Raw genomic sequence first — 14,156 nt, forward strand, 5'->3', positions numbered from 1 at the left:
GCTGTATTTGGCTGTAGAGGATATAGACCACTCTAAAATCAAGGCAAAAAGTCCACAAACAAACGGTATCTGTGAACGGTTCAACAGAACCGTGCAGAACGAGTTCTATGCCATCGCATTCAGAAAGAAAATCTATACCACCATTGAGCAACTGCAAACAGACCTTGACACGTGGATGAACTCTTATAACACGGAAAGAACCCACTCCGGGAAGTACTGTTGCGGGAAAACGCCCATGCAGACTTTTATAGAAGGTATAACAGTCGCAAAGAAATACCAACTGAAAAATCAGGAAACTATAAAACCGAAGGAAGCTGATAAAACGTCATTCGCTTGTGAGAGTGAGAAAATGTATGTAACTTCGCAAATGTCATCGGACAGTTTTTTGTAAGATAATAAACAAACTGTCAGAACAAGTCTTGACTATTACAAATTATTTCCCCTCGCCAATCCAAAGATTAGATGGAGTTATATGGATATGCTTCAGATGACCGGCCACATCTTTTACTTTCAAATCAAGGGACGACAAGCTCGTGACTTTTTCTTCTTCGTCCCAAGAATAATCGGTTACAGCCCTACCATTAACCGATAGAATGGTATCGCCAAGTTTTAATCCTTGCTTAGCAGCCTCACTTCCTTCTATTAAATAGCGAACAATCCACCCGTTACCAATATCTGTTCTGTTGCTAAAGGAAAAACCGTACATTTTTTCCTGATTTTCATACGGTCGATAACGCTTAAGATACAATGTATTATGCGGCATATCTACTATCATGGAATACTGATCCCAGATACCATTTCCTATGATTCCTATCCACGGACGCTCACCAAAAGCCCCCTCCCCATCAGAATGACAACTGATACAAGCGCTCCCAATCGTATCACTGCCTATGACAAAACGGTCAGACAACATATCTACAGAAGTCGATATACCTCGATTTCCAACTCCCATTTGGAGTCCCTTACCAATCATTTTCTTCCTTGATAAAGACATGAGATTATATTTCTCTGTCGCCGCTTTTGTAAAATCAACCATACCTCCTGACCCGGTATCCAGCACAAACCACCCTTCTACATGGATAGTATCTATATCCATACTTGCCTTGACAAGTATTCTTACACCGTCATTCTTTATCGGGATTCTCTGATACTCTCCCCTGACACTATCCGAAATGGATGATAATTTACGAAGATAATGATGTTGGTAATTGATTTCAAACGGAGTTCCCTTCATGTCACGAATGCCTAACAACGCATCGGCATGACATCCTAAAATATCTCGAAGATTAATAAGAACGGTATAAGGATACTTTAAAGACATGCCCGATGTCTTTACCCGCGCTTCCGACCAATCTATCCAAGTTTTAGAACTTCCGGCCGCTCCACTCATTTTTGCTGCTACTAATTTTGTGGTTTTCCATCCGATTTGCTTCATATAAGTAGAATCGACCAACAGATAATTGGCTGCCCCCGTATCAAAGACCATGTTTCCTTTTATAGAATCATTAAATATGGCGGGGAAATAAAGATGACCATAATACTTAAAAGGCATTGTCTCCATCCCTGCACCACTATTCCTTAACTGTGCATTGGCTGACAACAATACTGTTGACACCATTACCATAATAAGCGCAAATCGCTTCATAGCTATACACTTTAAAATCAATGATAAGCAGAAAATGTAATTATCATACGTTTGTTATTGATATTTACCCGTTTCCACATCCTGAAGAAATCAATACCAAGACGTCCAGCGCCTTGCGCAAATATATTTGAAGTAGACGACATTGTTATTACCGGAATCTGCTTCATCAAAACATTCCTATTACTAACTCTCAATAATACCTCGGGCATGACAAAGACACTATTATAAGCAATACCACCGGCTCCCGCTTCACCCTTAATGTCCCACTTTCCTAAACGTGACACCTCGGCTTGATGATTACGATAGTAGTCAGGACCTAACGAACTGGCAGTCGAGCCCGTATCAAGAGCGAAAGGATAAAAATACTTCCCATCCGAGACACGAACAAGCAACGCTCCACCATCATTAATACAAAGATTACTTTGCAGACTGTCAGAAAGAGAATCAACAGTACTATTAAATATCACTTCATTACCGGAAAAATCAATGGAATAAGAAGGGAAACACGACAAGAAAGGCTGGCCGATAATCAATCGTGAACTTTGCATATCCTTGCGAGCTTTCTCATTTCCCATCACATTATCGAGCACTATAAAAGGGACATTACGCATTTCAAGCCTTCCAATCTTAAGACTTTCCGCAATCGCCATACCGGCTTTTACATTCCTCATGCCTCGAACATTCAATGACCCCTCCAAAACTTTTAAGCCATACTTTTTGGCAGCCAAGGGAGAAGCAACATTATACCCGGCACCTGTATCAAGCAGAAACTCGGCCTTCTTCCCACCAAGACTACCCTCTAAAGACAGAAGAAACTGCGCCGAATCAGCGACTTGGCGTAGTACAAACGGTATCTCATAATGCTTTTGGGGATTCTTATGGAGAAATAACCGATAAGGAGAAAGTAGGTCATAATGTCTCTTTTGTTCCACCAAAGGAGCCACAACCGAGGAATCCACTTTACCCTCTATCTGCCTTATGAAGTCCGACAACGTCTCCGAAGCCTGCCTATTATCAAGCATTGCACTAAGACTTTTACTCCTCATTCGCACAAGTGAATAAATATTTCCAAAGTCCAACGTCTCTTGATAGGTCTTCAAGAGAGCTCTAATATCTTCATTTGCCTCAGCCGGTCTACCAAAAATATAACTGAGCATAGCTTTGGAAAACTGTCGCATGAATGGTGACATTCTACTACTATCAGCCTGATAGACTTCTTGTAACAGAAACCAATCACTCCGATTGAGACAATCAGCCGCAAGACTATCTGCATGTTGGGCGCTCATCTTTAAAGATAGTAACAATAATACGAATACAGCCCACACCCTAACATTATCTATAATGCCCATACTCCTGATGATTAATGATCCTAATTGTAGCAAAGATAACGGAACTTCCCTATTCGGCTACCGTTTTACCGTTAATCATTCTAAAATCCTTTTACAGCTTGTCACATAAGAAAGCCCCATTATCATATACATAACAAAACCATATCTATATCTCCACAGCGGAGTATAGATATGGTCAATGAAATGTTTTTTGGAATCAGATAGCCTCTAAAATATTTATACTACATAAATTCAAACAGTTAGCAAGAATAATAAAAGCATGTAATCCTTTAAATCTTTTTGTAAAATTTGTTGTATTTTCTTCTTATACCGATTAATTGTTTTAATGCTGACATTCATTTCTTTCGCAACTTCAGCCTGCTTTCGCTCATGTAAGAAACAATTAACAAAAACAGTCCTATACTCTTCAGGCAGTTTTTTTAGAATGTCAGATAAGAGAGAATAAAGTTCTTCTAAGGTATAGATCGTATCAGGTGAAGCTGCATAAATAACAGACTTCTGTTGCATCCACGCCGTATAATCTATAACATATTCTTGATGTTTAATATGATTCAAACACTGATTGCGTACAGCTAAACGTATGTATTCAATACCAGAATCCTTATTAAAGTTATTTGCTTCTATCTTTTTCCAAACATTAAAAAAAACTTCAGAGACTATATCTTCCCTCTCTTCACGCTCAAGAATAAACCGTTTGGCATAAAGACAGAATGGAGCATAATAATCTTCAAAGAGTTTTTTGAAGTATAATTCCTTTTCATTTCGATGGATAGAAAAGTTCATATTCAATGGTTCGCAAATATATTAAGGTACAAATTTATATAATTTATCTAAGTTAGCTTGCGGCTACGCTTATTATTCTGCACAAATATCAATAGATAATATGCTTTAAAAGAAGAGGGCCCGCAACACAGACGGGCCCTCTTGAATTATCCCACACGTCCTTTTAGGGATATAAATGTTCATTTAAACAGAATTTTCATGTGAACATAAGGCCTACAAATTATTCAGGACATCTTATTCCCTCAACAAATTTAGGCTCAGTCCACCCTGCATAACGAGCATTATAGCCATTCCCCGTAAGGTCGGTTACAATCTTTCCACCTTCTTTAGAAAGTTCATTGAATCTCCAATACGCAACCAATCCTTCTGACAGTGGATCTACCCAACAAACGTTATTCTTCAACTCGGCAGCAGAACGTGCCGTAGCCCATACACGAGCTTCACTGACATATCCGTTCATATAGCGATCGTCATTGGCAGATTGACCGATATAAAAACCACGCTGCGCATAAAACTGTGTCAAATCCATAGTTGGTCGACTATCTGCAGTTTCTCCTTGCAGTTCACCATTGATGTAAATATACTTCTTTCCTGTCTCTCCATTGAACACACAAGCTAAATGAACCCACTTATCATTAGGAAGAATGTCACGCGAATCAACGTGATTAGGATCCCCTAACTGTAACTTCCAACCATCAGATGCACTGCCGGCGGTACGCAGACAGAAATTTTCTTCAAGTCCCATGACAGAGAAACACCATTTACGACTGGTAGGAATCATTTTCTTAAAGCGCACGCGTGCTTCAAAGGTTACTTGCTTCAATGCTTTGGTATCGAACTTAGAAGGAGTACTGAAATCAGCTATGTAATAACTTCCTGTACTAACCAAATCGGCAGCTTGTGTAACAATGATTTGGTTAACAACAACATAAATAGTTCTTGAACCCTCAATAACAGAGAGGCCCTTATCAGAAACCTCCTTAATACTGATAGGCAAAAGATAGGTGGTTCCCATCTTCATATCATCTTTATTGATAATACTGACACGCAAGGCTTCTGTTGTTACGTGTTTACCTTCTTCTATACAGAGAGTTTGATTGTCGATTTTATATGCCCCTTTTGGCAACACGGAATAGTTCTTATGATGCTCTTGATTGAATGCTTCTACAAGGTCATCTCTTACCTCCATGTTCACTGTCACATCCTGATTTACTAAATCAGATGAAGCAACATTGATACCTATAGCCGACGGAAGGGCATCTACCGTAAGAGTAGCCGTTACGTCTTTGCCTTCGGTGCCAACAATATATACTCCTTCATAATATTTTTGTCTGTCTTTACAGGCCGATAGGCTCAACACAAATAGTAAAGACAATGCGAGCAATTTAAAAGATATATTTTTCATTTTTCTTTATTTATGTTGTGACATAATTTGAATAGCCTCACGTATGAAGCGATAGTTTGGCGTAGAATAGTAATCATTCTCCATGTGATATGCACCACATCCTCCTTTACGAGTTGCTATTTTCCCTTCATATTCAGGCAGGAAATGAGCCATACCGATGAGAGATGGCACCCTTCCGCCTTCACGTAATTTATGAGAAACACCGCCATTGATATATCTATCACCTTCAAATGTCTCGGCAAAGATATACTGTTCTGGCTTCCAACCTCTTTTTGCGGCACTATCAAAACGTCCTTGTAAGTTATAGAAGCTGGTCGAGTTATATGATTGTACAACGCCATAATTGAAATATTCTGCCAATTCCGGTTTAACATCAAATGGAACACCATCAATAATGAGCAAATTCTGTGTTCCCGATTTAGGCCCAATAAATTCACCAAGCTTCTTTACAAAAATTTCCATATTATCTTTGTAGTTAGGATATACATACGAAGGACCAACTAATGGACCCGTGAATGGACCACCGGCAGGGTCAGCATATCCCGGCTCATAATCAAGGTCAATACCTTGATAGCCATATTTTTTCATCGTGTCAACCAATGCAACGGCATAGGCTTCTATCCCTTCCTTGGTAACCTGATCGTGCTTTTCTCCTCCCATGAACTCCTTTGGAATCTTATGAGCAAAAATTGTAAAAGTAACACGAGTGCCTTTTACTTTTTGAACAAAATCTATATCTTCCTTATTGTATGTTCCACTCCATATAGAAATTATGTCTACACTATCAGGAACACTCCTTAGGAAGTTTATCATGTTAGGCGAATCGGTATTCCAACCACCAAACCATCCAAAAAAAACTTCATGATCATTACGCTGCTTATAAGCACGAAGATCTGCATAATACTGCTCCGATTTTTCTTCAGGCTTCACAATTTCCAATGCTTCTATTTCCGTACTACATGATATTAGCCCATTCACCATGAATAGCCCTAACAGTATAAGTACATATATATAATTCTTATTCATATTTTGATTCATCTTTAAATGATTCTATTCTTATCATGAGTAAATACACATGCCTATTTAACATCCCACCACAAGCGAGTTCCACCATTATCAGGCCCACCTAACATTTGCACGGCTTTTTCAACCTCAGCTCTATTACCCGAGTATTCTGATTCAGGGAAAGGTAGTCTACGAACTTGTTCAACCGTGCTGACCGCTCCATTGCTAAGATTATCTACTACAGGAAAAATCTTTGGAAAGCCAGTCCTTCTGAATTCACTCCATGCCTCTTGCCCTAATGGGTACATCGCAATCCATTTCTGAGTAATGATTTGCTCGAGTTTAACTTTTGGGGCTGCATTTTCATCCCATGCTACAGTAATGTTTGATGGAGCTTCTGCGGACGGACTACCTCCAACCCCACTATATTTTGCGGGTGTATTCTTGCTTTTAAGATAGCCATCAACCTGCCGTCCAAGGTTATGCTGCTCAAGAGAAGTCTTGATACCTTTCTCGTACAAATCCTTTGCATCACCTTTCATCTTCCATTTTAACAGAGCTCCTTCCGCTCGTAGCAACCATACTTCAGCTGCCGTCATCCAAAGGTAAGGAGTGGCACGAGTGATGGTAGGTTTAGACAGTAATTGATACCCTTGATACCTTTGTCCGTTCTTATGGCCATTCCGCAATCCATGATATTTGCCATCAATTCCTTGGGTAAAATATACCGGCAAACGAGGATCATTAAATCCTACAAGGTAAGATTCCATCGTAGCTCCCATCCTATCTTCATTATATCCCTCTCCACTATAAATATTATAGAAAGGATTAAAATAGGTATAACCCAAAGCAACATTACTCTGCATTACCGGATTATCAGAATTACCCTCAATAACTCCATATTCATGATTTACAGCAGATTCGGCTATCTTCTGCGCTTCAGGATATACACTTCTTACACGCATGGCCAAACGTAATTTGAGAGAATTTGCAAAGCGAATCCACTTAGAAATATCACTATTATAAATTAAGTCAAATTTCTCTAATGGTTTCCCTCCATTATTATGCTTATCAAAAGCAGTCATAATACCAATGGCATGATCCAGCTCTTTAAAAAACGATTTATAAATATCTTCTTGTGAATCATAAGGAACCGGCGTAGCCAAACCAAACTTAGTATAAGGCAATGGACCATAAATGTCTGTTGTCTTATGCATAGCCGCCACTTTTACCACTTCACCTACTGCAAATAGAATACTTGTAGAGTCGGTCTTTTGGCGGAGAATATTCCATGAAGACAGAAAATCTACAAATGCCACCTTAAATGGACGATTTATCCACCCATTGGGGAATGAATAGGTAGTACCATTATAACCTCCTTCCCAACTTTGAGTTCCGGCATAATAGCCTGCATACATATTACCAACTAAGTCTTCGGTTAACTGATAATCGTTTTGATCTTCCGGAACTACCGAGCGTTGCATCGTTGTCAGATATGTACCCCATAGGTTATCCTTGTTAAGTTCTGTTTCCAATATTTTATCAGGATCGATATTAATATCATCAGACATACAACTTTGTAGGGATAACAATGTTATCATAAGTCCCATTGAAGCATATAATATTGCTGATAATTTCTTTTCCATTGTATTCTTCATTTTTGAATTGATTAGAATTTAACTTTTAATCCAAAACCAAAACTACGTTGACTTGGCGGCATGAAATAGTCAAAACCTTGATAGTACGTTCCTGTATTAGCTGTTAACTCAGGATCGAAAGGCGCTGTGTTATAAAACATGAATAGATTATGCCCGGTCAAAGAAACAGCAAGATTAAGTTTGTTTCCAAACCAAACAGCAGGTAATTCGTATGAAAGGGAGAGTTCACGTAAACGTACGTTCGTCGCACTATACGCATAATGAGCCAACAAACCGGTCTTACCTCCGGCAACAACGCCATAATACTGTTCAGGATTGAGATAACCATAGTTAACAGGCACACCCTTATTATCACGTGCATCTGCAGTTTGCTGCGACACACCAAACTGATCCATCAACGCTTGAGTGGCTGAAACAACAACTCCCCCTACACGGGCGTCAACCAAAAAATCGAGTTCTAAACCTTTCCACGCAAAGTTGTTACGAACACCTAAATTATATTTAGGAGCAGCAGAACCTACCTTGACAAATGCGTTATCATCTTTAGCCACACCTCCATTTGACAATATGTTTCCATGAAGGTCTTGTTTTAGTTTACTTGCATAGATATCCGACATACTTCTCCCTTTCTTTAAAATCATCTTATATGATTCGGCACCCGACACTTGGAACTCTGTTGGAGCTTTGACCGTTGTATTTGTCTTACGATCTGTAACATATTCAGGGAGTAATTCCTTAATCTCATTTTTGTTAAGTGAATAAATTATATTTACATTCCAGTCTACAGGGCCTAACTTTTGGTTGAAACCAACAGACAATTCTATACCCCAGTTGTTTACCTTACCTGCGTTTTCAAACGCATACGCATATCCAGTGCTTGGCGGCAAATCATACCTGAACAGCTGATTATATGTATTTGAATTATAATAAGTAGCAGCTATGTTTACTTTATTATTAAATAATCGTATGTCTGTTCCTATTTCAAAAGCCTTGGTCATTTCTGGTTTCAAATGAGTAGCAGGAGTGAATGTTGAACTTGTTGCGTTGCCATTTGACAAAGCTACCGTGGCATAAGGTAGATATGCTGTAGGTGGATTACCTACTTGTGCATACGATCCACGAATTTTCCAAAATGAAATAATTTTCTTTGGAAGAGGCAGAACTTCAGTCAACAAAATGGAAAGTCCTGCTGAAGGATAGAACACATAGTCTTTATCTGTTCCTTTTAATGTGGAGAAATAATCTACACGCCCTGTTACATCGGCAAATAGAAAATTTCGATAGTTTAGTTCCACTTTACCATAGAACGACTGCGTTTGCGTATGTAGATTGGCATAATTGGTAATGCTTTCCGCAGGTGAAATATTCGATGAATGGAAAAAGTTTGGAACACGGACTAAATTTCCTTCATAAGTGTGTGATTTATATTTTTCATCATAGAAGCTACCACCTATATTTGATAATAGTCGGAAATCTTCTCCAAGTCTTTTGTCTATATTCAGTAGGAAATCAAGATAAACAGACCTATTCTTATCATCTTGTGTCATCCAATTTCCTTGTGGCTTTGCAAATAATCCATCGGTTGAAGCATATAACTTCCTTTCAAAATCCATATATGCGTTATCCATACGGGCACGCCCTATGATATTAAGCCAGTCCGTAATATTCCATTTCATGGACAAACTTATAATGTTACGATTACGTTTCGTATTGAACATGTTACGATTTATAATCCAATATGGATTCTGTATACCAAGCCCTAAATTATGATAAGGCCAATTCTGAGTCTTGAAGTTACGCGAACCATCATACATTTCATATACGATATACCTATTAATATCATCACTGGGAGGGAACAAATAGACAGGAACTAATGGATTAAAATACATTCCTTGCCCTATACTATTCTGATTATTTTGATTAATATAGAATAATCCCATATCCATACTTAACACATCTTTCACTATCTCCCAAGAATTTCGGAAAGTAAAATTGTATCGATTATATTTATTGTTAGGAATAATACCTTCAGAATTTACCGCACCCAATGAAATATGTGTTTGGTTCGCTTCACTTCCCGTAGACAATGCTACCGAGTTCATGACATTATATCCTGATTGGAAAAAATCAAGTGGATTGTATGAAGAAGGACGAGTCAACTTCTCACCCCAACTCGCAAATTCTCCTTCTTTACGCCCGTATGTATTTTGAAAACGAGGTGTAACAAATGGACTTGTAAAGCTTGTACTATGTGAAAAAGAAATTGCCGGTTTACCAATATTCCCTTTCTTCGTTGTAATCAAAATAACTCCATTGGCTCCCTTGTTTCCATATAATGCCGCAGCCGAAGCGCCGGTCAATACGGACATACTTTCAATGTCATCAGGATTGATGTTCGATATTCCATCACCATCAGCCACTTCTACTGCCTCGTAGAAATTATCAGATTGTTTGGTGCGTAACCCTTGCATAGGAATTCCGTCCAATACATAAAGTGCATTGTTTTCACCAAACAATGATTTTGTACCACGCATCACTACACGAGAAGAACCGCCAACACCCGATGAGCTTTGGTTAATAGTAACACCTGCAATCTTTCCGGCCAAACTATTTACAAAATTTGCATCTTTAACCTTGGTTACTTCTTTGCCCTTTAGCTCTTGAACATTATATGTAAGCGCCTTAGTCTCACGCTTGATACCGAGGGCGGTGACTACAACTTCATTTAAGACTTGCTTATCTTCCTCTAACACCAATGCTAACACATGATTACTACCTACTTTAAACGTCTTGCTGGCATATCCTATGTATGAAGCCTCAAGTATAGCACCTTCTTCTACATCTATTGAAAAATTACCATCAATATCAGTTATAGTTCCCAAAGCGCTATCTTTCACTTTAATACTCACACCAACCAAAGGCTCACCTTGAAGGTCTTTCACTGTACCCTTTAGGTTTAAAGGCGCAGAAGTTCGTTTTTTATTAGCATTATTTTTCTTAACCGATAGTATAATCTGCTTGTCTACAATAGCATATACAATATTGGTATTGCGGAAAATATGATCTAATATCTCCGTTATATTTCCATTTTTATTATTTACCGATACAATCTTTTTTGTATTCAATGTTTCATCATTAAACAAGAATACATAATCGGAAGCTTTTTCTATTCGATTCAATACTTGTTCTATGGTAACGTTAGTTGCTATAATAGGAGCTTTTACACTTTGAGAAAAAACATTACCTGTGGTAAATAGGAATACTATGGATAGTAATATATTTCTTATCCTCATAGTTACAATTGTTTTTTATGATACATATTCTTATATAAGACCTCATCAAAGGATGAGTTCTCAATAAAGGTGTAGGGTTAATTTGTTTAGGCTTATTTATCCTTACATTAGGCAATATCCATTATTGAATATTGTATTTACTGCTGCTCAAAGGCAAGGAACATATCATTCTTTCCTTCCTCTTATAATATTTGTTTATTATTCTAATAATATTTTCATGGGCATTTATTTTAAGGGTTAAACATCTAAGTTCTATTTTTAAAGTAAGTTGCTTGAGTGAATAACTATCAAAACATCTATCTATCATCTGTTTTAATATAAGTCAACTACCACTTTCTTTGTTCTACTATTTTTATTATCCTCAAGTTTTTCTATAGACCATTTCAGTGTAGCTGATTTTGATAAATACTCAAGAATCTGCGGAAGTGTCTCATCACGGAACGTAGCTCGGTATCTATATTCTTTCTCCGTATGATTATGATAAGAAATAATAACATTAAAATGTCGTTCCAAAGTTTTAAAGACATCCTCTAAACGAGTGTTCCTGAAAACGAGCTTTCCATCTTTCCAAGCCAATTTTTCTTCAATATCAACCTTTGTTTTGATAACTTGCTGGGACAACTTGTTATAAGAAACATATTCCCCGGGATTCAAATCTAATTCAGACGCACTATGGGGTAGACGTACTTTCAGACGCCCTTCTTCTAACAACGTTTCTATATCTTCCCCATTTTCGTATGCAGAAATATTGAAATGAGTCCCATATACATAAACACTCAATCCTTGAGGAGTATTAACATAGAATGGCTTTTCCTTACTTGCTCGTACCTCGAAATAAGCTTCGCCATTCAATGCAACCGCCCTTTCATTATCTTTAAATTTGGTAGGATAACGCAAAGAACTTCCTGAATTAAGCCACACGACGGAATGATCAGGTAACTCATATTTCACAATCATACCATTGAGCGCTTTAACCTCTGCAAACTGTTGTTCGTTATCTGCCGTTCCAAAATATAAATAACTTAATACTACTGTTGTTATCATTAAAGGAACAGCTAACATTGCCGCATACTTCATTATATACTGAACCCTATACTTTCTCTTTTCAGCGGTTCTCTTTTTAATAAACCGTGCGTAAGCCGACGACACATCAGTTAGTTCCATTTCGAGAATATCCTCACAAATTGTTTCAGCTTTCTGCTTTAGCTTATCAATGTCTGTATGTAATTTTGTTGTTTCCAATGTCTTTTATTATAATAGTATTCTATTAATAATACAATCAACTATCAAAAAAAGGACAGCTATGAGATATTATTTATAAAGAAAGCCCCATTATCATATACATAGCAAAACCATATCTATATCTCCACGACAGAGTATAGATATGGTCAATAAAATGTGTTTTGGAATCAGATTACTTAAAAGGCTTATCGCATTCCTTTATCATAAAAGAGAAAATTAATATTGAGTATTCTCAGGATCAAAGTTAGTCCAACCATTAACCCAGTTGTCATTTGAAGAGAAAGCGCCTATATAATTTACTTTATCAAACCAAGAAGAAAGCACTGCTTCCGCAAAGTTGGCTCCACTTAACAATGGGCTGGAGGCATTAGGCATAAAGGTCTTTGTGTCAAGTTTCAACGCTGCGATGTCAGAAACGTTGTTGCCGCTTTGTGCCGTAAAGAAAGTTGAAGAGAAAGATTTCTCCGTTGCGTCTGTAATAGGTTTAGACTTACTGTCATATCCGGTCACTAACACATCTTCAAATACTTTATTTGCGTCGCTACCTACAATATCCATTCCTGCCAGCCAGATATTCTTTAAACTAAGCAAGCCTTTAGTGGCAGAACCTTGTGTGTCACCTTTCTGATTATCAAGGATAATACCAATAGGAAATCCTACCGCTACAGAGTTAAAACAGTTCAACCGTGAGTTTCTACGAATGTGCATTACGGACTGGAATTTACCAAGTGCCGAACCATTGTTGGGGTTCATCTTTCCACCGGTAATATAGTCTGATGAATTCTTAAAGGCATTGTCGCTAAACTTAGGACCAATGAATGTCATGTTAGAGAAGCTTGCTGTCGTCCAAGGTGATACCGCAGCACCGGCAGCACTATTATCACTTTCCATGCTGTTGCTCATGGATGTGTCCGCTATCTTACTATCGCGAACGGCCAAACCAAACTGAACCTTACCCGAATAGCCATTGTCTGTGTCGAAATCATCATCCCAACCCTTGTAAGCTATCATGTATTTGCAGTTCACCGCACCGCCAAACCATTCGTAGGAATCGTCATTGCTATAAGACACTTGTACGTGGTCTATCTTTGTACCACTACCTACCGAACCCAAGGTTAGACCGTTGATTTCCTGATCTTTTTGGAAAGGATAGCCCGCGAACTCTATACGTACATAGCTCAATACGCCGGAGTTGTCCGCATTATCCTCACCTCCATGCTTGGTACGAGGACCACCTTCTATCTGCATTTCCTTTTGGTTATTATAGGCTTTGCCGCAAATAATGATACCACCCCAATCTCCCGGGCGACGGTTACCTGCCGACTGCTCTGAAGTAAATACGATAGGAGCTGTGGCAGTGCCTTGTGCTATCAGTTTGCCACCACGCTCTACTATGAGAGAAGCCTTGGTTTCCTTATCTCCTTTTATAATTGTTCCCGGCTCAATGGTCAATTCTGCCCCGGCAGCTATATAAACCCATCCCTTCAGATTATAAGTTCCCTTCTTTAAAGTCTGCTTACCTGTAAAGACAAATTCCTGAGCTCCATTGCCAATATCCGTGCCCTTAACATTTTCTTTGCCATCCTGAAAAAGGATATTTGTGCAAGCTTTGATACCCGCATCGGTTGTCCATACATAAGCAGCGTCAACTTTTCCTTTGTCTTCGTTACCCACTACATCATTGTCACTGCCGCATGCGCTCATCATAGAGGCTACTGCCAGAATGCTTACGCATCCAATTAAACATCTTGTTTTCATAAAAACTATTGTTAAAAA

At 38.4% G+C, this 14,156-nt stretch carries 10 protein-coding genes; 1 reads left to right on the forward strand and 9 read right to left on the reverse strand.

Translation table 11 applies throughout. The features are described 5' to 3' along the window. Positions 1–391: integrase core domain-containing protein (locus VIR50_RS10100; protein ID WP_331935005.1), on the forward strand; the 391-nt coding region annotated here is incomplete at its 5' end. A gap of 42 nt (positions 392–433) precedes the next feature. On the opposite strand, the gene VIR50_RS10105 is transcribed toward VIR50_RS10100, so the two are convergent. The 9 genes from VIR50_RS10105 to VIR50_RS10145 form a co-directional block, all read right to left on the reverse strand. Next, positions 434–1,645: a PDZ domain-containing protein gene (locus VIR50_RS10105; protein WP_331935006.1), complete on the reverse strand. Its 1,212-nt coding sequence runs from the start codon at positions 1,643–1,645 to the stop codon at positions 434–436. Positions 1,646–1,662: 17 nt separating this feature from the next. Continuing rightward, complete coding sequence (locus tag VIR50_RS10110) at positions 1,663–2,994, reverse strand: pepsin/retropepsin-like aspartic protease family protein (protein WP_331935007.1); 1,332 nt, start codon at positions 2,992–2,994, stop codon at positions 1,663–1,665. Between the two features lie 231 nt (positions 2,995–3,225). After that, entirely contained in the window at positions 3,226–3,777 is a 552-nt protein-coding gene (locus tag VIR50_RS10115) for a sigma-70 family RNA polymerase sigma factor (RefSeq protein WP_331935008.1), read from the reverse strand. A 220-nt stretch (positions 3,778–3,997) separates the two neighbouring features. After that, on the reverse strand, positions 3,998–5,182 hold the full coding sequence (locus VIR50_RS10120; RefSeq protein WP_331935009.1) for a DUF1735 and LamG domain-containing protein: 1,185 nt from the start codon (positions 5,180–5,182) through the stop codon (positions 3,998–4,000). A 6-nt stretch (positions 5,183–5,188) separates the two neighbouring features. Further along, entirely contained in the window at positions 5,189–6,208 is a 1,020-nt protein-coding gene (locus VIR50_RS10125) for a glycoside hydrolase family 18 (RefSeq protein WP_331935010.1), read from the reverse strand. A 53-nt stretch (positions 6,209–6,261) separates the two neighbouring features. Next, positions 6,262–7,833: a RagB/SusD family nutrient uptake outer membrane protein gene (locus VIR50_RS10130; protein ID WP_331935011.1), complete on the reverse strand. Its 1,572-nt coding sequence runs from the start codon at positions 7,831–7,833 to the stop codon at positions 6,262–6,264. Positions 7,834–7,856: 23 nt separating this feature from the next. Then, complete coding sequence (locus VIR50_RS10135) at positions 7,857–11,138, reverse strand: SusC/RagA family TonB-linked outer membrane protein (RefSeq protein ID WP_331935012.1); 3,282 nt, start codon at positions 11,136–11,138, stop codon at positions 7,857–7,859. Positions 11,139–11,450: 312 nt separating this feature from the next. Continuing rightward, positions 11,451–12,302 carry a FecR family protein gene (locus tag VIR50_RS10140; RefSeq protein ID WP_331935023.1) on the reverse strand — a complete coding sequence of 284 codons (852 nt, stop codon included), beginning with the start codon at positions 12,300–12,302 and terminating at the stop codon, positions 11,451–11,453. A gap of 294 nt (positions 12,303–12,596) precedes the next feature. Beyond that, positions 12,597–14,138: a hypothetical protein gene (locus VIR50_RS10145; RefSeq protein ID WP_414703551.1), complete on the reverse strand. Its 1,542-nt coding sequence runs from the start codon at positions 14,136–14,138 to the stop codon at positions 12,597–12,599. Positions 14,139–14,156: the final 18 nt, after the last annotated feature.

The organism is Prevotella sp. (assembly GCF_036570325.1).
Classification (GTDB): domain Bacteria; phylum Bacteroidota; class Bacteroidia; order Bacteroidales; family Bacteroidaceae; genus Prevotella.

What these genes read in the sequence shown, in the direction of transcription:
- VIR50_RS10105 (WP_331935006.1), bottom strand. Translation starts at nt 1,645, where the DNA reads ATGAAGCGATTTGCGCTTATTATGGTAATGGTGTCAACAGTATTGTTG.
- VIR50_RS10110 (WP_331935007.1), bottom strand. Translation starts at nt 2,994, where the DNA reads ATGGGCATTATAGATAATGTTAGGGTGTGGGCTGTATTCGTATTATTG.
- VIR50_RS10115 (WP_331935008.1), bottom strand. Translation starts at nt 3,777, where the DNA reads ATGAACTTTTCTATCCATCGAAATGAAAAGGAATTATACTTCAAAAAA.
- VIR50_RS10120 (WP_331935009.1), bottom strand. Translation starts at nt 5,182, where the DNA reads ATGAAAAATATATCTTTTAAATTGCTCGCATTGTCTTTACTATTTGTG.
- VIR50_RS10125 (WP_331935010.1), bottom strand. Translation starts at nt 6,208, where the DNA reads ATGAATAAGAATTATATATATGTACTTATACTGTTAGGGCTATTCATG.
- VIR50_RS10130 (WP_331935011.1), bottom strand. Translation starts at nt 7,833, where the DNA reads ATGGAAAAGAAATTATCAGCAATATTATATGCTTCAATGGGACTTATG.
- VIR50_RS10135 (WP_331935012.1), bottom strand. Translation starts at nt 11,138, where the DNA reads ATGAGGATAAGAAATATATTACTATCCATAGTATTCCTATTTACCACA.
- VIR50_RS10140 (WP_331935023.1), bottom strand. Translation starts at nt 12,302, where the DNA reads ATGGAACTAACTGATGTGTCGTCGGCTTACGCACGGTTTATTAAAAAG.
- VIR50_RS10145 (WP_414703551.1), bottom strand. Translation starts at nt 14,138, where the DNA reads ATGAAAACAAGATGTTTAATTGGATGCGTAAGCATTCTGGCAGTAGCC.